Below are 20488 nucleotides of genomic sequence, written 5' to 3' on the forward strand. Positions count from 1 at the left end.
GCACCTCCCGCTCGCCGCAGAGGTCTAGTCCAATGGGACCCTTAGCGTACGCGCCCGGCCGCGGACGGTCAGCGCCGTCGGCGGAAGATGTTCAACTCCTCCTCGCCCACCCCGGCGAGCTCGTACGGGGATCCCGCCGCCGGCCGGCCGGAGTACAGGCGGACCAGGGTCGCGGCGTCCCCGATGTACCGCCCGGGCGCCCGCGTGCCGTCGCCCAGCCGCAGCGGCTCGTCGTAGCCGTCCAGGTCGGCGTGGACCGGGACGAGGCGGTGGGTCCGCGTCACCCAGGCCAGCAGCGCCAGCGCGTCCGCCTGGCCGGGCCCGGCGTAGGCCCCGGGCAGCCCCCACGCCTCGCGCACGTCACCGGCGTGGATCCACTCGCCGAGCGCCACGCCGTCGCGATCGCCGCCCTGGGCGGCGATCGCGGGACCGGCCTCGCCCAGGCCCCGCTCGAGTTCGTCCACGATCCGCGCCACCGGCCAGTCGGCCCGCTCCGCGATGTCGCGGGCGTTGTGCTCGGGCCCGCCGGTCCCCTTCTCCCACCGGCCCTCCACCAGACGGGTGAGGACCGCCCCGCAGTGGGCGAGCGCGTCCCGCACCGTCCACCCGGGGCAGGCGGGCACCGGGACGGCGAAGTCGGCTTCCTGACGGGACCGCAACAGCGGGACCAGCGCGTCCCGTTCGACGGTGAGCAGCCTGCCCGGCAGCTCCGGATCGCGTTCGAGTCGTCGTACGTCGGCAGGTGTCGTCATACGGCCACGCTAGGACTGGTCCCCGTTGGTCACCAGTCCTCTCCGGTGGGCCAGCGCGGCGGCCTCACCCCGGGTGGCGACGCCCAGCTTGGCCAGGATGTTGGAGACGTGGACGCTCGCCGTCTTGGGAGAGATGACGAGCCGCTCGGCGATCTGACGGTTGCTCCGGCCCGCCGCGAGGAGCGGCAGCACCTCCCGCTCGCGGGCCGTCAGCCCGTGGGGCGCGTCCTGCGCGGAGGCCGGCCGGGCGGGCAGCAGCGCCTCGGCCGCCGCGGCCAGAGGACGGGCGCCGAGCCGCCGCGCGGTCGCGGCGGTCAGGTTGACGAGGTCGGCGGCCCGCTCCCGGTCGCCGTCGCCGCCGCGCGCGGTCAGGGCCTCGGCCAGCCGCAGGCGGACCCGGGCCAGGTCGAACGGCCGCTCCAGCCGCTCGAAGGCGGTGACCACCTCGGACCACGCGTCCACGTCCGCCGCCGCCCGGGGGTCACCGTGGCCATCGCCCCGCTCGGCCCGCCGCAGCGCCGCCCGCAGCCACAGCTCGTGCGCCTGCCACACCGGCGCGACGGCGGCCTCCCTCCGGGCGGCGCCGCGCAGCCTCTCCAGCGTGCGCGGATCGGCCGCTCCGGCGGCGATCTCCGCCTCCGCCGCCTCGACGAGCAGCGGCCAGTTGTGCGCGGGGGCGCCCAGCGGGAGTCCGGTGTCCAGCACGGCGGGGAGCGCCTCCCGCGCCCGCCCCCCGTCGCCCCGCGCGGTCGCCAGCACGATCCGGGCGCAGGCCAGCGGCACCGTCGTCTGCGGCAGCCGGTCGCTGTTGGCCAGCAGGTCCCGCGCCTCGCCCAGCAGCCGCTCGCCCTCGTCGAGCGACCCCCGGTGCAGGGCGACGAAGGCGGTCACCAGGCGGGCCGCCCCCTGCGCCTCGATCGCGTGGCCGATCCGCCGGGCCCGGCCGGCGGCCTCCAGCACGCCGTCCCAGTCGCCCAGCGAGTACCGCGACTCGGCGAGGTTCGCGTGCACCCAGACGCCGGAGACGACCAGGCCGTAACGGCGGGTGAACCCGGCCCCCTCCTCCAGCATCGCCACGGCCTCCCGGGACCTGCCGACCGACTCCAGCTGCGCGGGCAGGTTGACGTACACCCGGGCGGCCGGCTGCGCCAGACCGGCGGCGCCCGCCTCGTCCCGGACCCGGAACAGCTCGCGCAGTCCGCGGTCCAGGTCGCCGGCGTGCACCAGCATGCAGGCCAGCGTGATGCGCGCGTTGAGCTCCACGGGCAGGGACCCGATGCCGCGGGCGTACGCGACGGCCTCCTCGGCGGAGGCGATCGCCTCGGGGCCCTGGTGGCGCACCATCGCCCAGGACGCGGCGTTGGCCAGCACCCAGGCGTGCACCTGGGAGGGCGGCAACCCGCGGGTCAGCTCCCGGGCCCGGGCCAGTTCCGCGCGGCCGTCGCCGCGGGCCAGTTCCTGGGTCAGCGTGGAGCTCTGGTCCCAGAACCAGGCGGCGCGCAGCGGGTCCCGCCGCTCGTCGAGCAGTTCCAGCGCGCGCCGGGTCAGTCTGAGCGCCCGCTCCCGCTCCCCGCACAGCCGCCCGGCGACCACGGCCCGGGCCAGCAGGTCTGCCTGGTCCGGGCACGACGCCGGGCTCCCGGGCGCCCCGGGCCCCTCGTCCGTGCCGTAGGGCGGGGCCTCCCCGAGGTCGGAGCACCGCAGCCCCGCCCTGACCTCCTCGGGCGCGACGTCCCACAGCTCCAGCGCCCGCTCCAGCATCCGCAGCTGCTCGGCGTAGGCGTAGCGGCAGCCCGCCTCGCGCGCGGCGGCCAGCACGGCGGGCAGGGCCCTGGCGGCGTCCTGCGCGCAGTACCAGTAGCCCGCCAGGCGGGTGGCGCGCCGGTCCGCGGCGACCAGGGTGGGATCGGTCCGCAGGGCCTCGGCCAGCCGCCGGTTGATCCGGGCGCGCTCACCGGGCAGCAGGTCGTCGGCGACGGCCTCGCGCACCAGGGAGTGGCGGAACCGGTAACCGTCCTGTTCCGCCTCGGCGAGCAGCAGGTTGGCGCCGACGGCGGCCCGCAGCGCGTCGTTCAGGCCGTCCTCGGTCAGCTCGGCGACGGCGGCCAGCAGCCGGTGCTCCACCAGGGACCCGGCCTCGGCGAGGATCCGCAGCACCCGCTGGGCATCGTCCGGGAGCCGCTCGACGCGGACCAGGAGCAGGTCGTGCAGGCTGTCGGCGCGGTCGCCGCAGGAGAGTTCCTCGACGAAGAAGGCGTTGCCGTCGGAGCGCCGGTAGATCTCGTCGACCCGGTCGGACGCGGGCGCGGCGCCGTCGATGCCGGCGAGCTGGGAGGCGACCTCGTCGCGGCTGAAGCGGCTGACGTCGATCCGGCGCACGGTGCGCAGGCGGTCCAGTTCGGCCAGGAGCGGGCGCAGCGGGTGGCGGCGGTGCACGTCGTCGCTGCGGTAGGTGGCGAGGATCAGCAGCCGTCCGGTGCGCAGGGTGCGCAGGAGGTAGGCGAGGAGGTGACGGGTGGAGGTGTCGGCCCAGTGGACGTCCTCGACGACCAGGACCACCGTGCGGGTGGCGGAGAGGTCCTCGAGCAGGCGGGCGGTCAGTTCGAAGAGGCGGGCCGTGCCCTCGTCGTCGTGCCGTCCGAGCGGGGCGTCGCCGAACTCGGGCAGGAGCCGCGCCAGTTCGGTCTCGCGGCCGGCGACCGCCGCGGCCAGTTCGGCGGGCAGCTCGCGGCGGAGCACCCGCAGGGCGGTGGAGACGGGCGCGAACGGCAGGCCGTCCGCCCCGATCTCCACGCAGCCGCCGACCGCGACGACCGCGCCCCGGCGGGCGGCCCCGGCGGCGAACTCCTCGACCAGCCGGGTCTTGCCGACCCCGGCCTCGCCGCCGAGCAGCAGCGCCTGCGGCTCGGCGGCGTCCGCGCGGTCGAGTGCCTCGCCGAGCACCCGCAGCTCGTCGGCCCGCCCCACGAACACAGGGCTCACGTTCCTGGTCTCCACGCCCGGGAGCATCGCACAGGCGTCCACACCGACGGCACCCGTTCCGGTACCGGTTCCTGTACCGGCTCCTGTACCGGTTCCCGTAGCGGTGACACCCGGTCCCCGGGCCCCGGTGGACCCCACCGCACGGCCCGTGCCCGGGTCGCCGGTGGGGGTGGTGCGGTGCGGGACGGTCACGTGGTGGGGCGGGGGGTGCGGGCGGTGGTCGCCGGGCGGCGGTACCGGCGCCACCGCGTCACCCGGTGTCCGGCGGCCTCCTCCTCGGCCGCCTTCCGCCCCCGGACCGCGGCCCGGGCCAGGCGGGCCCGCGCCGCCCGCGCCCTGAGCTCCGCGCCCCGGGTCTCCTGGAACGTGTACTCGACCAACTCGGCCATGGCGGTTCCCCCTTGGTTCGTCTGCGTCTCCTGACACTTCAACCTTCGTTTCCCAGGGGTGTCGCGCGCATCGGGAGAGTTCCGCATCTTCCGCGCCGCCGGGCGTCCTAGACGCCGGCCCGAGGGCCCCGGCACCGGCTAAGCACCGCCCGGCCCGGCCTAAGACCCGCCCCACGGGCGTACGCTCCCGGCATGCCGATCGTCGAGCGCCTACGCCCGGACCACGCGGAAGCCGTCCTCGCCTTCGAGCGGGAGAACCGCGCCTACTTCGCCCGCACCATCCCCGACCGGGGCGACGCCTACTTCGCCCACTTCGCCGACCGGCACCGCGCCCTGCTCGCCGAACAGGAGGAGGGCGTCTGCCACTTCCACGTCGTCCTCGGCGACGACGGCGCCGTCGTCGCCCGGGTGAACCTGATCGACGTCGATCCCGCGGAGCGCACCGCCGAGCTGGGCTACCGCGTGGCCGAGGCCCACGCGGGCCGCGGCCTGGCCACGGCCGCCGTGCGGCAGGTGTGCCGGACGGCCGCGGAGACCTACGGCCTGCGCGCGCTCGTCGCCGTCACCGACGAGAGCAACGCGGCGTCCCGCCAGGTCCTGGCGCACAACGGCTTCACCGAGACCGGCCGCTTCCTCCTCGACGGCCGCCCGGCCGTCCGGTTCCGCCGCGCCCTCGACGGGACCTGACCGCCGCGCCGCGACGCGCGCCCGGCGGCGGCTACCCGCGGGCGGCGGTCAGGGCCTGCCGGAGGTGGCCGCCGGCGTCCTCCAGGAGCCGCGCCGCCGTCGCCGCGTCCACACCCGCCGCCAGGGCCAGCACCGCCGGCTTCACCTCGCCGCCGGTGGCCTTCAGCGCGTCGGCCACCTCCGCGTCCGGCGCCCCCGTGGCCTGCGCGACGATGCGGTGCGCGCGGGCCCGCAGCTTCTCGTTGCTCGCCCGCACGTCGACCATCAGGTTCCCGTAGGTCTTGCCGAGGCGGACCATGGTGATCGTCGACAGCATGTTGAGGACCAGCTTCTGCGCCGTGCCCGCCTTCAGCCGCGTCGACCCCGCGATCAGCTCGGGCCCGACCACCACCTCCACCGGGTGCTCCGCCGCGGCAGCCAGCGGACTGTCCGGGTTGCAGGCCACCCCGACGGTGAGCGCCCCGACGGCCCGCGCGTACTCCACCGCGGCGACCGCGTAGGGCGTGCGGCCGGACGCGGAGACGCCGACCACGCAGTCGTCGGCGGTCAGCCCGAACTCCTCCAGGTCGGCGCGTGCGGCGTCCGCGTCGTCCTCGGCGCCCTCCGCCGAGGTCACCAGGGCCTGCGGGCCGCCCGCGATCAGGCCGGTGACCTGGCCCGGAGCGGTGTCGAAGGTCGGCGGGCACTCGGAGGCGTCCAGCACCCCCAGCCGGCCCGCCGTGCCCGCGCCCGCGTAGACCAGCCGGCCGCCGCGGGCCATGCGCTCCGCGATCGCGTCCACGGCCGCGGCGATCCGCGGCACCTGCCCGGCGACCGCGAGGGGCACGGCGGTGTCCCCCTCGTTCATCAGCTCCGCGATCCGCTCCGTCGGCAGCAGGTCGAGTTCGGCGAGGTCGGGACGGGCGGCCTCGGTGGCGAGCCGGTCAAGATGGTGGAGGCGTTCGGGGTTGTCGCGCTGGGCTCGCGGGTCGGCACCTGACATGGCGGCGGTCACTCCCTGGGAGGGCGGAGGGCGGAGGGCGGATCAGGACTCTGCGGCGGCCGGCTCAGGGCGGCTCGGGCGCTCAGCGGCGGCTCAGGCGCTCGTGCACTCGTGCACTCGGACGCCCGTGCACTCGTGCACTCGGACGCCCGTGCGCCCGTGGAGACCCGTGCGCCCGGCGGCTCGCGGGCTCAGCGCCGGTGGCGGTGGGCGAGCGCCTCGTAGGAGGCGGAGAGGGCGGGGGCCGCCCGGTCGTAGGTGCGCTGCGCCACGCCCACGAACAGGCAGTCGACGACCAGCAGTTGGCCGGTACGCGAGGACATCGCGGCCGGCCGCAGCTCGCTCTCCCGGGCCGTGGAGGTGGTCAGGACGTGGTCCGCGTACTGGGTGACGGGCGAGCCGGGCCGCCCGGTGACCACCACCGTGGTCGCCCCCCGCTCGAAGGCGACCCGCAGCGGCTCGATCACGTCCCCGGTGGAGCCGGAGTGGGTGACCGCCACGGCCACGTCGCCCGCGCCGAGCTGCACGGCGTTGGTGACGGCCAGGTGCGGGTCACTGTGCGCGTGCGCGACCGCGCCTATCCGCAGCAGCTTCTGCGCCAGGTCCTGGGCCACCAGCCCGGACGCGGCCACACCGTAGACGTCGATCCGCCGGGCCGCGGCCATCGCGGTGACGGCGGCGTCGAGCTGGGCGGTGTCCAGCCCGGCGGCGGTGTCGGCGAGGGTCTGCCGCTCGTCGTGGGCCAGCTTGGCGACAACCTCGGCGATCGGGTCGTCGACGGCTATGTCGGCGGTGACCGACGGGGAGCGGCCGGACTCCTGCTGGGCGGCGAGCCCGGCCAGCGCCAGGCGCAGGTCGCGGTAGCCGGGGTAGCCCAGCAGCCGCGCCGTGCGGACCACGGTGGCCTCGCTGGTGCCGGTGAGCTCGGCCAGGCCGGTGACGGTGAGCGCCGCGCAGCCGGCCGGGTCGCCGGCCACCGCCTCGGCGACGCGCTGCATGGACCGCGTCATCGAGGGGCCCAGCGTCCGCACCTTGGCCGCGAGGGCGGCGGGAGCGGGTGGGGCGGGCGGCACGGGCACGGCGGCCCGCGCCGGGGCGCGGCCTCCTGCTCCGCGGGCGGCGGACGGCACGGTCGGTGAGCTCACGAAACTTTCCTTCACCTAGAAGGTTGCCCCTGAAAGATATTTTCGTTCCCTGGTCAGGGTCAAGGGCGCGTGACAATGGGAGCATGAGCGCCATCAGCCCCCTCGAACAGGCCGTGCACGCGGCACGCGCCCTCGTCCTCGCCGATCTGGTCGCCGGAGACGTCGCCGAGGCCGACGTGGTCTCGCTGGTCGAGGACTCGGTGGTGCAGCGCCGCTGGTGGGTGGAGCAGTGGCCGGAGGGCGCGGAGTTCCTGCCCGGCCTCGTGGCGCAGGACGTGCAGGACGCGCTGCTCGACAAGTACGGCCGGTGGCCGCTGTGCCCGGTGTGCGCGCACGGCGAGCCGCACGCGCTGGAGATCGAGCCGGAGCTGGGACCGGACCCGCACTGGGTGTGCCACCAGGCGGGCGTCCGGGTCGCCGCGGTGGGCGCGCTCGGCTCGGCCCTGCCGGGCGCCGCGTCGCCGGACGCGTCGTGACCCCGTGACCCTGTACATCGACCCGCCCGCCTGGCCCGGCCACGGGCGCCTGTGGTCCCACCTGATCAGCGACGTGTCCTACGACGAACTCCACGCCTTCGCCGCCCGGCTGGGCGCGCCCCGGCGGGCCTTCGACGGCGACCACTACGACATCCCCGCGGACCGGTACGACGACGCGGTCGCGGCGGGCGCGGTCCCGGTCCGCAGCCGCGAGATCGTCCGCCGCCTGCACGCCGCGGGCCTCCGCCGCCGCAAGCGGCCGGGGGCGGCGCGGGCGTAGCCCGCCGCGCCGCCCCGGACCGGGACACCCGGCACCCGTGCGCGGGGGCCTCGGTCAGTCCGCGCGCCGTTCGAGGACGAGGACGCCGCCGGGTTCCTCCAGGTGGCCGACGGGCCGGAACGCGGCGCGTTCGAGGACCTTCCGGGAGGGGGTGTTGTCGGCGTCGACCCGGGCGGTGACCACCCGGACGCCCTCCTGGTCCAGGGCCCAGGCGGTGAGGGCGCGCAGGGCCTCGGTGGCGTAGCCCTGGCCGCGGGCGGCGACGGCCAGGTCGTATCCGACCTCCACCCGCCCCTCCTCGTCCGGCGGGCCGTGGAAGCCCATGGAGCCCAGCGCCCGGTCGTCCTCGCGCCGCAGCAGGACGTAGGAGCCCCACTGCGGACGGAGCGCGCCCTTGTCGTAGGCCGACGCGACCATGCCCGCGCCCTCCCGGGTGCCCTCGAACGGGCCGCCGGGGACCCAGTCGTGGCCGCCGTCGCCGCCGAGCGCGAGATCCGCCACGGCCGGGACGCTCAGCGCCTCCAGCGTCAGGCGCTCCGCCTCGATCAGCGGCGTGTTGTACCAGTGCCACCGGGTGACCGGCGCCTCGCCCGGCAGGGTGCCCCGCCCGGTGGCCCACAGCAGCGTCCGCCACGGGTCGTCGCCCTGCCGCACGTGCGGGAAGAGCCGCGCGAGGACGTACCCGCACAGCTCGGCCGACGGCCGGTACGCGACGCCGAGCCCTTCGGCCATGTCGTGGGTGTGGAGCAGCACCTCGGCGACGCCCATCGCGGCGAACCCCTCCCGGCCGGCACCGCGGAACGGGTACGGGTGGAAGCCGCGGGCCGCCCTCGGCGCCGTCCGGCAGGCCAGCGCCAGCATCACGCCGCCCGCCTCGATCGCCTCCAGGGCGGTCCCGGCGTCGGCGTCCGGCGGGTCCAGCGTGTACTCCACCGGCCGGTAGGCGTCCGGCGCCCGCGTCGCCAACTGCGTGGCGTAGGCGAAGAGATCGCTCACCACGTGCTGGGCGGTCCGCCGGCAGTCCCACTCCACCCGCCCGGCCCGGACCGCGGACCAGTCCCGCCCCGCGGCCGGCCGCAGGGCCGCCACCGCCTCCGCCACCGCATCGGTCACTGCCTTCGCCGCCGCGTCGCCCCCCAGGGCGCCCAGAGTTGTCATGACCGGAGCCTAGGGCCCGGATCAGCCGGTGAGCAGGTCGATTTCGGACCTCAGGTTGTAACGGGCGGTCGCCTCCCAGTGCTCCGCGCCGTACGGGGTGCGGAAGAGCCGGGGCAGTTCCAGGAGCTGCCGCAGGACGGCGGTGCGGCCCTCGCGGAACAGTTCGGAGGGGATGAAGTGGTACTCCTGCCGGACGGCGGCCGTGTACGCGGCGTACGCCTCGGGCGGGGAGGCGAGGACCGCCAGGTCGGCGTCGCACAGGACCTGGCCGTCCGGGTCGTCGTCGGCCGGGTCGTGGGTGACGGTGAGCCGGACCAGGCGGGCCACCTGCGTGGTCCGCGCCGCGTCGACCCCCGCCTCGGGGAGCGCGGCCTCGGCGAGACGGGCCGACCGCTCCTCGTTCTCGGAGCGCTCGGGGTGGTAGACGGCGTCGTGGAACCAGGCCGCCAGCCGCACCACGTCCGCGTCGGCCGCGTACCGCTCCAGCTCGTCCACCCGGTCCAGGACGGCGGTGAGGTGGGTGAGCGTGTGGTAGCGCCGCTGCGGCTCCGCCCAGCGGCGCAGCAGGTTCTCGGCGTACGGCACGGGGTCCGGCTCCGGGGCTCCGCCGCGGGCGGCGGTCAGGGCCCGCGCCCAGCGGGCACGCAGCGCGTCGAGGTCGGCGGGTTCGGCCGGGGCGGCGTGGGGTCGCGTCATGCCCCGCATTGTGGACCGCCCGCGCCCGGGACGCGCCCCGGGGTGCCCGCCGCGTGTGCGACGCTGGAACGGCGAGCGGTGAGCGGCGAGCGGCCGCCCGCGGCGCCCGGCCGGTGTGCCGGGTGCCGCCGGTTCCGCCGCCCGCCGCCCCGCCGCTTTGCCCCTTGTCGTCCGTCGTCCGTTGCGAAAGGATCCGCACCGCCGTGAACCACGCTCAGCTCACCGCCCTGGGGCGCGCCCTGCGCGTGCTCGGCGAGCACGGGGAGAAGATCACCTCCGACACCCCGGACTCGCAGCTGCACGAGCTGAAGGGTGACCTGCGGCGTGCGATGGAGCTGCTGGAGGAGACGGTCACCACGGCCGCCCCCGCCACCCGCTGCCCGGAGCACCCGAACGGTCCGGTGGACCGGAGCGCCCCCGACCTCTGCCTGCTGTGCGAGACCCGCCGCCGCAGCGGCCGCCGGGCCCGGCTGAGCGGCGGCCCCGTGCCGGAGCGCCCGGCCGACCCCGTGCCCTCGCGGTACGGCATGCACGGCGACCGCCCGCAGCCGCAGCAGCGCTGGCTGCCGGAGGCGTGGAACGGGCGGGCCTGGGAGCTGTGCGGGGCGCCCCGCCGGGACCGGCGCGAGGCCGAGCTCTTCCTCGCCGCCGAACGCCGCGGCCCGCGCCCGGCCATGGCGTACCGGCTGGTCCACGAGTTCACCGACTACGAGGTGCTGCGGGTCTGGGGCGAGCCACGGATCGTCCCCGTCGAGCCGATGGGCTGACCGGGCCCACGCGGAAGGGGCCGACCGCGGCGTGTGCGCGGTCGGCCCCTTCTGTCCTGCCGTCGTGCGGTTCCGGCCGGTGGCCGGCGGCCGCCGGCGGGTCAGTGCAGGCGCATCAGCGACGCCGCGTCGTACGGCGTCATCTCGTCCGTCCGCCCGCCGAGCAGCTTGGCGCCCCACTCGGGGTCCTGGAGCAGCGCGCGGCCGACCGCGATCAGGTCGACCTCCTCGCGCTCCACGCTGTCCAGCAGGTCGTCGACGGCCCGCACCGGCGCGCCCTTGCCGGTGAAGGCGTCGGTGAAGTTGCCGTCCAGGCCGACCGAGCCCACGGTGATGACCGGCTTGCCCAGCAGCTTCTTCGTCCAGGCGGCCAGGTTGAGGTCGGAGCCCTCGAACTCGGGCAGCCAGTAGCGGCGGGTGGAGGCGTGGAAGGCGTCCACACCGGCCTCGGAGATCGGGCGCAGCACCGCCTCCAGCTCCTCCGGCGTGGTCGCCAGCTTCGCGTCGTACGCGTCGGACTTCCACTGCGAGAAGCGGAAGATCACCGGGAAGGTGGGCGAGACCGCGGCGCGGACCGCCTCCACGATCTCCACCGCGAACCGGGTCCGGGCGACGGCGTCGCCGCCGTAGGCGTCGGTGCGGCGGTTGGTGCGCTCCCAGAGGAACTGGTCGATCAGGTAGCCGTGCGCGCCGTGCAGCTCGATGCCGTCGAAGCCGACGCGCTCGGCGTCGGCGGCGGCCTTGGCGAAGGCGGCGACGGTGGCGTCGATGTCCTCCTGGGTCATCGTCCGGCCGTTCGGCGAGGCCTCGCCGTTCAGCAGGAGGCCCGACGGGCCCTCGGACGGGGCGTCGGGGAACGCGCCGCGGCCGTCCGGGCGGGTCATGCCGACGTGCCAGAGCTGCGGGACGATCTTGCCGCCCTCGGCGTGCACCGCCTCGACGACCTTGCGCCAGCCGGCCAGCGGCTCCTCGCCGTAAAAGCGCGGCACCCGGGTGCTGTCCCCGGCGGCGGGGCGGTCGACATAGGTGCCCTCGGTGACGATCAGGCCCACCTGGGCGGCGGCCCGCCGCCGGTAGTACGCCACCACGTCCTCGCCCGGCACGCCGCCCGGCGAGAACTTCCGGGTCATCGGCGGCATCACCAGGCGGTTGGGCAGCGTCATGCCGTTGACGGTGAGCGGGCGGGACAGGACGCGGGAGGCGCGGTCGGCGATCTCGGCACCGGAGGTGACGGTCACGTGGGGCTCCTTGGGGGAGGGACAGTCATGGCGGCGCGGGCGCCCACCGGTCCGGCGAGCGTCCGCGTACTTGTGCGAACCAGTCGGTATGCGCTGGCATTCCCGCCTCCGCGAGACCCGCCTCACGTCCCGATCCATGAGGGGAGGGGCGCGGGCGCCGGGAACGCCGAAGGGCGGCACCCCTGGTGGGGGTGCCGCCCTCGGGCGTCACGCGTGGTCCGGTCGCGGACCGTGGAACCTCGAGCCGTCAGGCTCAGAAGTCCATGTCACCGCCCGGCATGCCGCCCGGAGCGGCCGCGGCGGCCTTCTCCGGCTTGTCGGCGATGACGGCCTCGGTGGTGAGGAACAGCGCGGCGATGGAGGCGGCGTTCTGCAGCGCGGAACGGGTCACCTTCGCCGGATCGATGATGCCCTCGGCGATCAGGTCGACGTACTCGCCGGTCGCGGCGTTGAGGCCGTGACCCGGGGTGAGGTTGCGGACCTTCTCCACCACGACGCCGCCCTCGAGGCCGGCGTTGACGGCGATCTGCTTCAGCGGGGCCTCGAGCGCGATGCGCACGGCGTTGGCGCCGGTCGCCTCGTCACCGTCGAGCTCCAGCTTCTCGAAGACCTGGGAGGCCTGCAGCAGGGCCACGCCACCACCGGCGACGATGCCCTCCTCGACGGCGGCCTTCGCGTTGCGGACGGCGTCCTCGATGCGGTGCTTGCGCTCCTTGAGCTCCACCTCGGTGGCGGCACCGGCCTTGATGACCGCGACACCGCCGGCGAGCTTCGCCAGGCGCTCCTGCAGCTTCTCCCGGTCGTAGTCCGAGTCGCTGTTCTCGATCTCGGCGCGGATCTGGTTGACCCGGCCCTGGACCTGGTCGGCGGAGCCGGCACCGTCGACGATGGTGGTCTCGTCCTTGGTGATGACGACCTTGCGGGCGCGGCCCAGGAGGTCCAGGGTCGCGTTCTCCAGCTTGAGGCCGACCTCCTCGGAGATGACCTCGCCGCCCGTGAGGATGGCGATGTCGCCGAGCATGGCCTTGCGGCGGTCGCCGAAGCCCGGGGCCTTGACGGCGACGGACTTGAAGGTGCCGCGGATCTTGTTGACGACCAGGGTCGACAGGGCCTCGCCCTCGACGTCCTCGGCGATGATCAGCAGCGGCTTGCCGGACTGCATGACCTTCTCGAGGAGCGGGAGCAGGTCCTTGACCGAGGAGATCTTGGAGTTGGCGATGAGGATGTACGGGTCCTCGAGCGACGCCTCCATGCGCTCCATGTCGGTCGCGAAGTACGCCGAGATGTAGCCCTTGTCGAAGCGCATGCCCTCGGTGAGCTCGAGCTCCAGACCGAAGGTCTGGGACTCCTCGACCGTGATGACGCCTTCCTTGCCGACCTTGTCCATCGCCTCGGCGATGAGCTCGCCGATCTGGGTGTCGGCGGCGGAGATGGACGCCGTGGAGGCGATCTGCTCCTTGGTCTCGATCTCCTTGGCCTGCTCGAGCAGGGCGCCGGAGACGGCCTCGACGGCCTTCTCGATGCCGCGCTTCAGGGCCATCGGGTTGGCGCCGGCCGCCACGTTGCGCAGGCCCTCGCGGACCAGCGCCTGGGCGAGAACGGTCGCGGTGGTCGTACCGTCGCCGGCGACGTCGTCCGTCTTCTTGGCGACTTCCTTGACCAGCTCGGCGCCGATCTTCTCGTACGGGTCCTCGAGCTCGATCTCCTTGGCGATGGAGACACCATCGTTGGTGATCGTGGGGGCGCCCCACTTCTTCTCGAGGACGACGTTGCGGCCCTTGGGGCCGAGCGTCACCTTGACGGCGTCCGCGAGCTGGTTCATGCCGCGCTCGAGGCCGCGCCGTGCCTCCTCGTCGAACGCGATGATCTTGGCCATGTGAAGTGGTCCTCCCAGGACTGGGGGTGATTCCTTCGGACCGCGCCCGCGCCCGCGACGGACGGCCTGCGTGCCGGACGGTTCCTTCCCGCCTCGGCAACGCGGACCTCACCGACCCGGTCCATCGTTGTCACTCTCACCTTCAGAGTGCTAACGCAATGATTAGCACTCGACCCTGCCGAGTGCAAGACGCTCCCGGAATCCCGCCCTGTTTTCCGCCCTCCGGACACCCCACCGGGCGAGGAGCGGCCCGGCGACGGCGGCGAGGATCCGCAGCGTCCCGGCGGCAACCGGCACCCGGCGGGAGGCCCGCCGCGGGCCGGGTGCGGCCCCGTCCCGCAGCGGTCCCCGCGGCGGCGCGTGGGAGTGGGTCGCGGGGCGCGGGCCGCCGGTCGTGGGCCGCGGCGAGGACGCCCGAGCAGGACGAGGCACGGAGGGGGAAGGACGGGGATCGAGGGAGGGGGCGGGGACCGACGGGGCGCGGGCACGGCGTAGGGCCCGCGCCCCCGAGGGGGTGCGGGCCCTACGTCACGTCAGGATGTTCGGTCGCTGCGTTCAGCCGGCCAAACGGACCATGTCCGCCTGCGGCCCCTTCTGGCCCTGCGAGATCTCGAACTCGACCCGCTGGCCTTCCTCGAGGGTGCGGTAGCCGTCCATCTGAATCGCGCTGTAGTGCACGAAGACGTCCGCACCACCGTCGACCGCGATGAAGCCGTACCCCTTCTCCGCGTTGAACCACTTGACGGTGCCCTGAGCCATGCCTAACTCCCCTATTACTGGCCCTTGCACAGATCCGCACTTCGCGGATCCGGGTCAGACCTCACCCGCCGCCCAGGCGGCGGGCGTGCGCCGGAACGCGTCGACCGCGGCTGAATGTATCTGCCCAACTGCCCTCTGCAACAGGTCAATCGGACGACAATTCTGGTGGGGCCCGGTCAGCGGTATGCCGAGAAATCGCCGGAATTCAGGGCAAGTCCGGGCGGACAGAAGGAGCGAACCGCGCAAAGGACCCGCGGAGTTTGGCTGCATCTTGTCGGGCCGGAGGCAGGAACTCATCGACGCCCGGCCCGAGTTCGGCGCGGGGTACCCCAACTGTACCGCGCCCAATCATGCAGAATCGCCCTCCCCTGTCGGCGGCGGTATGCGACGCCGGCATGAACGGGGGAGGGCGATACGGAAAGCGCGGGTAAAGCGAAAGCGATCAGGCGCCGCCGGCCACCGCGGGAATGATGGAAACGCTGCCGCCCGCGGGGGTGGCGGTCTCCAGTCCCTGCTCGAACCGCACGTCGTCGTCGTTGACGTAGACGTTGACGAAGCGCCGCAGCTTGCCCTGGTCGTCGAGGACGCGGGCGGCGATGCCGGTGTGGTTCTTCTCCAGGTCGGCGATGACCTCGCCCAGGGTCGCGCCCTCGGCGCTCACCTCGGCCTGGCCGCCGGTGTAGGTGCGGAGAATGGTCGGGATGCGAACGGTCACGCTCATGGGGGTCTGACCTCCGGTCACGGTGAGGCTGGGTACGGGGCTGGCGGGGCGGAGGTCAGGCGAGGCCGGCCTCACGGAAGGAGTCGAGGCTGGGACGGATGGTGGCGGTCAGTCCCTGGTCGGCGACCGCGTCCAGCGTCTTGAGGCCGTCACCGGTGTTGAGGACGACGGTGGTGAGCGTCGGGTCCAGCAGCCCGTTCTCGATCAGCTTGCGCGTCACGCCGACGGTCACGCCGCCCGCCGTCTCGGCGAAGATGCCCTCGGTGCGGGCCAGCAGCCGGATGCCGGCCACGACCTCCTCGTCCGTGACGTCCTCCACCGCGCCACCGGTGCGGCGGGCGATGTCCAGCACGTAGGGACCGTCGGCCGGGTTGCCGATGGCCAGCGACTTGGCGATGGTGTCCGGCTTCTGCGGGCGGACCACGTCGTGCCCGGCCTTGTAGGCGACCGAGACCGGGGAGCAGCCGGAGGCCTGGGCGCCGAAGAGCTTGTACGGCTTGTCCTCGACCAGGCCGAGCTGGATCAGCTCCTTCAGACCCTTGTCGATCTTGGTGAACTGCGAGCCGGAGGCGATCGGGATCACCAGCTGGTCCGGCAGCTGCCAGCCGAGCTGCTCGCAGATCTCGAACGCCAGCGTCTTCGAGCCCTCGCCGTAGTAGGGCCGCAGGTTGACGTTGACGAAGCCCCAGCCCTCGCCGGCCGGGTCGCCGATCAGCTCGGAGCAGAAACGGTTCACGTCGTCGTAGTTGCCCTCGATGCCGACGAGCTCGCCGCCGTAGACCGCGGCCATGACGACCTTGCCCTGCTCCAGGTCGTGCGGGATGAACACGCAGGACCGGAAGCCGGCCCGGGCGGCGGCCGCGCCGACGGCGCCGGCCAGGTTTCCGGTGGAGGAGCAGGAGAGCGTGGTGAAGCCGAAGGCGCGGGCCGCCTCGAGGGCCTGGGCGACCACACGGTCCTTGAAGGAGTGCGTCGGGTTGCCGGAGTCGTCCTTCACGTACAGGCCGCCGGTGACGCCCAGCTCGCGGGCGAGGTTGTCGGCCTTCACCAGCTTCGTCCAGCCCGGGTTCAGGTTGGGCTTCCCGGCGACGTCCGCGGGCACGGGCAGCAGCGGGGCGTAACGCCAGATGTTGCTGGGGCCGGCCTCGATGCGGCGGCGGAGCTCCTCGGCCTCGTAGGAGGAGTAGTCGTAGGCGATCTCGAGGGGCCCGAAGCATTCCTCGCAGGCGAAGACGGGGCCGAGCGGGACGCGGTGGCCGCACTCGCGACACGAGAGCGCGGTCGCGGGGCCGAGATCGACGGGGGCGGCGGAGGTCGTCGTGGACGCGGAAGCGGTCGTGACGGTCTGTACAGCCATGAGTGGCGAGGCCCTTTCTCCTCATCTTCCTCAGCGGCGTCTTCGCCGTGAGACGGATTTGGCACCTTCCCTAGCCGGGGCCTCGCGTGATCGCGGGCACGGCTGGAGGGTTGCCGGGGCTTCATCGGGCCGTATCCCTCTGCCCCTCTGGATGAGCGTTCTTCTGTTGTTCTTCGATTGTTTTGAGCGGGCCCCGGCGAGGGGACCCGTAACCACCGGTCGAGCGAACCCGACCCCCGACATGCGGTGGTCACCGGTGATGTTCAAGACTGTAACCGAAGGCCAGGACAGTTGAGAGAGTCGTCCGGAACGCGAGACGGGCCGCCCGCCGCACGGCAGGTGGTCGGACACAGTGAGGAGCCGCTGACTGTGCTGGAAGAAGTCGAAAGCTGGCTGGGCACACGCTCCTGGCATGTGACCGATCGCCCGCTCCACCAGATCCTCGCCGCGAAACGCCAGTGCGGTTCGACGGTCTCCGTCGTGCTGCCGGCGCTCAACGAAGAGGCCACGGTCGGCGACATCGTCGCCACGATCCGCAGGGACCTGATCGAGGAGGTTCCCCTGGTGGACGAGCTCGTGGTCGTCGACTCCGGGTCCACGGACCGCACCTCCGAGGTGGCCGCCGCCGCGGGCGCCCGGGTGGTGCACCGGGACGTCATCCTGCCCCGCGTCCCCGCCGTCCGCGGCAAGGGGGAGGTGCTCTGGCGCTCGCTGCTGGTCACCGGCGGCGACATCGTGTGCTTCATCGACTCCGACCTGCGGGACTTCTCCTCCGACTTCGTCACGGGCACGGTGGGCCCCCTGCTCACCGACCCCCAGATATCGCTGGTCAAGGCGATGTACGACCGTCCGCTCGGCACCGAGGCCGGCCAGGGCGGCCGGGTCACCGAGCTGATGGCCCGCCCGCTGATCAACCTGCACTGGCCGCAGCTGGCCGGCTTCGTGCAGCCGCTGGGCGGCGAGTACGCGGCCCGGCGGTCGCTGCTGGAGCGGCTGCCCTTCCCGGTCGGCTACGGCGTGGAGCTGGCCATGCTGATCGACGCCCTGCACACCGTGGGGCTGGACGCCCTCGCCCAGGTCGACGTCGGCGTCCGCAAGCACCGCAACCAGGACAGCCAGGCCCTGGGGCGGATGGCCGCCACCATCTACCGCACCGCCCAGCTCCGGCTGGCGCGCGGACAGATGGTCCGGCCGCTGATGACCCAGTTCGAGCGCACCGAGGAGGGCTTCACGCCGCGGACCCACGCGGTGGACACCCTGGAACGGCCGCCGATGACCGAGATCGTCGAGTACCGGTCCCGCGAGGTGGCCTGACCTCACCCGTTCGGCGCAGCGCCCCGCCTCCGGGCCGGGCGCCGCCGCGACGGCCGGCGACGTTTGGACTTTTCCCCTCCGGGCTAGGTGACGCGTATGGGTTCCCCCGAAACTTCCGCCACAGCTTCCCCCGCTCCCCAGGTGCTGGTCGCCTCCAACCGCGGACCGGTCTCGTACTCGGTCGCCGAGGACGGCTCGCTGGTCTCACGCCGCGGCGGCGGAGGTGTGGTCTCGGGGCTCTCCGCGATCGGCCCGGACGCCGGCGCGCTGTGGGTCTGCTCGGCGCTGAGCGACGGCGACCGGGAGGCGGTCCACCGCGGGGTGTCCGAGCCGGGCGTGAAGATGCTGGACATCTCCGCCGAGACCCACGACGCCGCGTACAACGGCATCGCCAACTCGACGCTCTGGTTCGTGCACCACATGCTGTACCAGACCCCGCTCGAGCCCGTCTTCGACAGCGAGTTCCGGCTCCAGTGGGCCGCCTACCAGGAGTTCAACCGGTCCTTCGCCGAGGCGCTGGCGGAGGAGGCCGCCGAGGGCGCGGCGGTGCTGGTGCAGGACTACCACCTGACGCTCGCCCCCGGCATGCTCCGCGAACTCCGCCCCGACCTGCGCATCGGGCACTTCTCGCACACCCCGTGGGCCCCGCCGGAGTACTTCCGGCTGCTGCCCGACGACGTCGCGGAGTCCGTCCTGCGCGGCATGCTGGGCGCCGACCGGCTGGGCTTCCTCACCCAGCGCTGGGCCGACGCCTTCACCGCCTGCGCCGACGCGGTGGTGGGCGGCGTCGGCGACACCCGGATCGGCGTGCACGGACTGGGCGCGGACGCCGACTTCCTGCGGGAGCGGGGCCACCGGGCCGACGTCGACCAGCGGGTCGCCGAACTGCGCGCCGAGATCGGCGACGACCCGGACGGCAACCTCAGGAAGACGATCGTGCGGGTCGACCGCACCGAGCTGTCCAAGAACATCGTCCGCGGCCTGCACGCCTTCCGGCAGCTCCTGGACGACCACCCCGAGTGGTGCGACCGGGTCGTCCACGTCGCCTTCGCCTACCCGTCGCGGCAGGACCTCGCCGTCTACCGCGACTACACGGCGGAGGTCGCGCGGGTCGCCGAGGAGATCAACGCGGAGTACGGCACGCCGTACTGGACGCCGGTCGTGCTCAACCTCAAGGACGACTTCGCGCGGTCGCTGGCGGCGTACCGGCTGGCCGACGTGGCGCTGGTCAACCCGATCCGCGACGGCATGAACCTGGTCGCCAAGGAGGTCCCGGTGCTCGCCGAGAACGGCTGCGCGCTGGTCCTCTCCCGGGAGGCGGGGGCGCACGAGGAGATGGGCGACGACGCGATCACGGTCCACCCGTACGACGTGAACGCCACGGCCCGGGCGCTGCACGAGGGGCTGACCATGCCGGCGGGGGAGCGGGCCGAGCGGACGAAGCGGTTGGTGGCGGCCGCCACGGCCACCCCTCCGACCAAGTGGTTCCTCGACCAGCTCCACGCCCTCACCACCACTCCCCACTGACCCGCCCACCGGCCCACGCGGTGAACCGGTCCCGCCCCCCTGCGGGCCGTCGTGCCGCTGGGCGGCACGGGTGGGCTTCCGCAGCGCCGCGGTGGTACGGGTCACGCGCACGGCGGGACCCGTACGACCGGGGAAGCCACGCACGCCGCGGAAGCCGCGCCGCGCCCGGGCCGCGGTCAGGGGAGGTGGTCGGCGAGGGTGTGGAGGAGGTGGACGACGGCGGCGGGGTCGGGGACGACGAGGTCCGCGCGGTCGGCGAGCGCGCGGACCTCCTCGTTCGCGCTGCAGACCAGCACCCCCGGCACCCCCTCCCCCCGCAGCCCCGCGACCGCCTCGAACGCGGGAACGTCCCCCAGGTCGTCCCCGGCGTACAGCACCGCTCCCGCCCCCACGTCCCGCAGGTACCCCCGCAGCGCGACCCCCTTGTCCATCCCCGGCGGCCGCAGCTCCAGCACCATCCGCCCCGGCTCCACGATCAGCCCGTGCCGCGCGGCCAGGTCCGCCAGCGGCTCCCGCAGCGCCGCGAAGGCGGCCTCGGGGTCCTCCGCCCGCCGCGTGTGCGCGGCCAGCGCGTGCCCCTTGTCCTCGATCCACGTCCCCCTCGACCGAGGGACCGAGGCCAGCACCTCGGGGAACTCCCGCCGCACCGCCTCCACCCCGGGGTGCGGGTCCGGCGCCGTGACCTTCCCGGTGGCCGCGTCCCACCGCTCCGCGCCGTAGTGGCCGAGCACCACCAGGTGGTCCAGCCCGTCCACCCCGGCGAAGCCGCCGTTGCGCACCGCCACCTCGGCCGGCCGCCCGGTGATCACCGCCACCGCCGCCACCTTGGGCGCCAGCGCCGCCAGCGCCGGCACCGCGCCGGGATGCGCCCTGGCGAGGTCCGGGTCCGGCACGATCGGCGCGAGCGTGCCGTCGAAGTCCAGTGCGATCACGGCCCGTTCCGGCGCCGCGAGGATCGCCGCGAGCCCGTCCCGCCCGGCCGCCGTCACCGGCTCCGGGAGCCCCTGCATGTCGTTCTGGTCGCTGCCCATATCGGGACCATAACCGCGCGGCCCGCGGTCAACCCCCCGCTCAGCGTTCCGCGCGGCGGCTGTCCCGGATCCGGCGCAACCGGTTGACGGTCACCGGGTCGTGGGCCAGCGCCCGCGGGTCGTCCAGCAGCGCGTTGAGCAGCTGGTAGTACCGCACGGGGGCCAGTCCCAGCTCCTCGCGGATCGCCCGCTCCTTCGCGCCGGGCCCCGCGAATCCGCGCCGTTCCAGCGCGAGCACGTCCCGTTCCCTGCGGCTGAGCTCGTCCATGTCCAGCACCGTAACCGCTGCCTCCGACGTCCGGCTCCCGCGGGTTCCCTCGTCACTCCCTCCCGCAAGTGGACTAGACCTTT

General features: G+C 74.3%; 20 protein-coding genes and 1 riboswitch. Of the genes, 6 read left to right on the plus strand and 14 right to left on the minus strand.

Annotated features, from left to right (window positions below; translation table 11 throughout):
* Window positions 1-68: 68 nt before the first annotated feature.
* The 3 genes from ACWD3O_RS06015 to ACWD3O_RS06025 all read right to left on the minus strand — a co-directional run bounded on the left by ACWD3O_RS06015 (window position 69) and on the right by ACWD3O_RS06025 (window position 4123).
* Window positions 69-752, minus strand: a complete 684-nt coding sequence (locus ACWD3O_RS06015; protein WP_451408408.1) for a maleylpyruvate isomerase family mycothiol-dependent enzyme — start codon at window positions 750-752, stop codon at window positions 69-71.
* Between the two features lie 9 nt (window positions 753-761).
* Window positions 762-3761 carry a helix-turn-helix transcriptional regulator gene (locus tag ACWD3O_RS06020; protein WP_451414977.1) on the minus strand — a complete coding sequence of 1000 codons (3000 nt, stop codon included), beginning with the start codon at window positions 3759-3761 and terminating at the stop codon, window positions 762-764.
* A 161-nt stretch (window positions 3762-3922) separates the two neighbouring features.
* Window positions 3923-4123 (minus strand): hypothetical protein, encoded by a 201-nt coding sequence (locus ACWD3O_RS06025; protein WP_451408407.1) that lies wholly within the window; start codon window positions 4121-4123, stop codon window positions 3923-3925.
* Between the two features lie 192 nt (window positions 4124-4315).
* On the opposite strand from ACWD3O_RS06025, the gene ACWD3O_RS06030 reads away from it, so the two are divergent.
* Window positions 4316-4810, plus strand: coding sequence for a GNAT family N-acetyltransferase (locus ACWD3O_RS06030; protein WP_451408406.1), 495 nt, complete (start codon window positions 4316-4318; stop codon window positions 4808-4810).
* A gap of 31 nt (window positions 4811-4841) precedes the next feature.
* On the opposite strand, the gene murQ is transcribed toward ACWD3O_RS06030, so the two are convergent.
* Window positions 4842-5792: an N-acetylmuramic acid 6-phosphate etherase gene (murQ, locus tag ACWD3O_RS06035; protein WP_451408405.1), complete on the minus strand. Its 951-nt coding sequence runs from the start codon at window positions 5790-5792 to the stop codon at window positions 4842-4844.
* Window positions 5793-5983: 191 nt separating this feature from the next.
* Window positions 5984-6871 carry a MurR/RpiR family transcriptional regulator gene (locus tag ACWD3O_RS06040; protein WP_451409000.1) on the minus strand — a complete coding sequence of 296 codons (888 nt, stop codon included), beginning with the start codon at window positions 6869-6871 and terminating at the stop codon, window positions 5984-5986.
* A gap of 149 nt (window positions 6872-7020) precedes the next feature.
* Here ACWD3O_RS06040 and ACWD3O_RS06045 point away from each other — a divergent pair, with 149 nt between their 5' ends.
* Complete coding sequence (locus ACWD3O_RS06045; protein ID WP_451408404.1) at window positions 7021-7413, plus strand: hypothetical protein; 393 nt, start codon at window positions 7021-7023, stop codon at window positions 7411-7413.
* 4 nt (window positions 7414-7417) lie between these two features.
* Window positions 7418-7693, plus strand: a complete 276-nt coding sequence (locus tag ACWD3O_RS06050) for a DUF4031 domain-containing protein (protein ID WP_451408403.1) — start codon at window positions 7418-7420, stop codon at window positions 7691-7693.
* A 54-nt stretch (window positions 7694-7747) separates the two neighbouring features.
* On the opposite strand, the gene ACWD3O_RS06055 is transcribed toward ACWD3O_RS06050, so the two are convergent.
* Both ACWD3O_RS06055 and ACWD3O_RS06060 read right to left on the minus strand, forming a co-directional pair.
* Window positions 7748-8851 carry a GNAT family N-acetyltransferase gene (locus ACWD3O_RS06055; RefSeq protein ID WP_451414978.1) on the minus strand — a complete coding sequence of 368 codons (1104 nt, stop codon included), beginning with the start codon at window positions 8849-8851 and terminating at the stop codon, window positions 7748-7750.
* 21 nt (window positions 8852-8872) lie between these two features.
* The gene (locus tag ACWD3O_RS06060) at window positions 8873-9547 is read right to left on the minus strand and encodes an HD domain-containing protein (protein WP_451414979.1); all 675 of its coding nucleotides are present in this window, start codon (window positions 9545-9547) and stop codon (window positions 8873-8875) included.
* 203 nt (window positions 9548-9750) lie between these two features.
* Here ACWD3O_RS06060 and ACWD3O_RS06065 point away from each other — a divergent pair, with 203 nt between their 5' ends.
* The gene (locus tag ACWD3O_RS06065; protein ID WP_451408400.1) at window positions 9751-10314 is read left to right on the plus strand and encodes a hypothetical protein; all 564 of its coding nucleotides are present in this window, start codon (window positions 9751-9753) and stop codon (window positions 10312-10314) included.
* A gap of 101 nt (window positions 10315-10415) precedes the next feature.
* Here the strand turns inward: ACWD3O_RS06065 and ACWD3O_RS06070 are convergent, their stop codons facing one another.
* The 5 genes from ACWD3O_RS06070 to thrC form a co-directional block, all read right to left on the minus strand.
* Window positions 10416-11552 (minus strand): NADH:flavin oxidoreductase, encoded by a 1137-nt coding sequence (locus ACWD3O_RS06070; protein ID WP_451408399.1) that lies wholly within the window; start codon window positions 11550-11552, stop codon window positions 10416-10418.
* A 253-nt stretch (window positions 11553-11805) separates the two neighbouring features.
* Window positions 11806-13428 (minus strand): chaperonin GroEL, encoded by a 1623-nt coding sequence (groL, locus tag ACWD3O_RS06075; RefSeq protein ID WP_151774325.1) that lies wholly within the window; start codon window positions 13426-13428, stop codon window positions 11806-11808.
* Window positions 13429-13983: 555 nt separating this feature from the next.
* Window positions 13984-14187 carry a cold-shock protein gene (locus ACWD3O_RS06080; RefSeq protein WP_009339379.1) on the minus strand — a complete coding sequence of 68 codons (204 nt, stop codon included), beginning with the start codon at window positions 14185-14187 and terminating at the stop codon, window positions 13984-13986.
* Between the two features lie 442 nt (window positions 14188-14629).
* Window positions 14630-14908 (minus strand): MoaD/ThiS family protein, encoded by a 279-nt coding sequence (locus ACWD3O_RS06085; protein WP_451408398.1) that lies wholly within the window; start codon window positions 14906-14908, stop codon window positions 14630-14632.
* A gap of 55 nt (window positions 14909-14963) precedes the next feature.
* Window positions 14964-16265, minus strand: coding sequence for a threonine synthase (gene thrC, locus ACWD3O_RS06090; RefSeq protein ID WP_451408397.1), 1302 nt, complete (start codon window positions 16263-16265; stop codon window positions 14964-14966).
* An 18-nt stretch (window positions 16266-16283) separates the two neighbouring features.
* A riboswitch (SAM riboswitch) is annotated at window positions 16284-16423 on the minus strand.
* A gap of 211 nt (window positions 16424-16634) precedes the next feature.
* Here thrC and ACWD3O_RS06095 point away from each other — a divergent pair.
* Both ACWD3O_RS06095 and ACWD3O_RS06100 read left to right on the plus strand, forming a co-directional pair.
* Window positions 16635-17579 (plus strand): glucosyl-3-phosphoglycerate synthase, encoded by a 945-nt coding sequence (locus tag ACWD3O_RS06095; RefSeq protein ID WP_356130064.1) that lies wholly within the window; start codon window positions 16635-16637, stop codon window positions 17577-17579.
* A 96-nt stretch (window positions 17580-17675) separates the two neighbouring features.
* Window positions 17676-19106: an alpha,alpha-trehalose-phosphate synthase (UDP-forming) gene (locus tag ACWD3O_RS06100; protein ID WP_451408396.1), complete on the plus strand. Its 1431-nt coding sequence runs from the start codon at window positions 17676-17678 to the stop codon at window positions 19104-19106.
* 176 nt (window positions 19107-19282) lie between these two features.
* Here ACWD3O_RS06100 and otsB read toward each other — a convergent pair whose 3' ends face one another.
* Together otsB and ACWD3O_RS06110 are read right to left on the minus strand one after the other, a co-directional pair.
* Entirely contained in the window at window positions 19283-20137 is an 855-nt protein-coding gene (gene otsB, locus ACWD3O_RS06105) for a trehalose-phosphatase (protein WP_451408395.1), read from the minus strand.
* 40 nt (window positions 20138-20177) lie between these two features.
* Window positions 20178-20405 carry a DUF3263 domain-containing protein gene (locus tag ACWD3O_RS06110; protein ID WP_451408394.1) on the minus strand — a complete coding sequence of 76 codons (228 nt, stop codon included), beginning with the start codon at window positions 20403-20405 and terminating at the stop codon, window positions 20178-20180.
* Window positions 20406-20488 lie beyond the last annotated feature (83 nt).

Source organism: Streptomyces sp. NPDC002640, assembly GCF_053592575.1.